Annotated in this window: 1 protein-coding gene and 1 pseudogene; both read right to left on the reverse strand. The window is 64.1% G+C overall.

Features of this window, described 5'->3' with window-relative positions; genetic code table 11:
- Positions 1 to 96 precede the first annotated feature (96 nt).
- A complete protein-coding gene (locus tag R7Q09_RS25400; protein ID WP_011117300.1) occupies positions 97 to 507 on the reverse strand; it encodes an IncQ-type mobilization protein MobB in 411 nt (136 codons plus the stop codon).
- A 106-nt stretch (positions 508 to 613) separates the two neighbouring features.
- Positions 614 to 733 (reverse strand): annotated as a pseudogene (locus R7Q09_RS25405) (MobA/MobL family protein); the annotation flags it as partial.

A 733-nucleotide genomic window follows, 5' to 3' on the forward strand; every position in this document is an offset into this window, starting at 1 on the left:
TCTTGCCGCTGGCGGCATCCCGTATGCCGATGTCGTACCGGTCGCAGCCCATGGCCTTGAGCTGCCGGGCGATGGCTTGCGCGGTGCGGTCACCCTTTACTTGAGCTTGAAAACCAGCCATATACCCCCCTGTTGTTCGATGATTTGCGGCTCCAGCCAAAGCCATGATGCGATCAGCAGCGCCAGAATAGGCGTCACGGAAGCGATCAAGACCCCGGCCCACAACTTCCATGTCCAGCCACGGGCGGCGCTCCGGGCGCTCTGCGCGGCGCTGCTCACCTCGGCGGCTACCTCCCGCAACTCCTTGGCCAGCTCCACCCATGCCGCCCCTGTCTGGCGTTGGGCTTTCAGCCACTCCGCTGCCTGCGCCTCGCTGGCCTGCTGAGTCTGGCTCATGACCTGCCGGGCCTCGTCGGCCAGTGTCGCCATGCTCTGGGCCAGCGGTTCGATCTGCTCCGCTAACTCGTTGATGCCTCTGGACTTCTTCACTCTGTCTATCGCGCTCATGCTCGATAACCTCCCGGTATTCTTGTAAGTCGATGATCTGGCCGTTGGCCGTGTCGATGGCTAGGGCGGTGTCGGCCCGCTCGGTGCGGATGCCCCGGCCCTCCATCTCCACCACGTTGGGGCCAAGATGGATGCCCGGCAGGCGCTCGATGCCCTGCGCCTCAAGTGTTCTATGGTCAATGCGGGCGTCGTGACCAGCCCGCTCTAATGCCCGGTTGGCATGGTC

The sequence above is a fragment of the Vibrio sp. 2130-1 genome (genome assembly GCF_033339515.1).

Bases quoted from the DNA above. Each gene is read 5' to 3' on its own strand.
- R7Q09_RS25400 (WP_011117300.1), bottom strand. From the start codon at position 507: ATGAGCGCGATAGACAGAGTGAAGAAGTCCAGAGGCATCAACGAGTTA.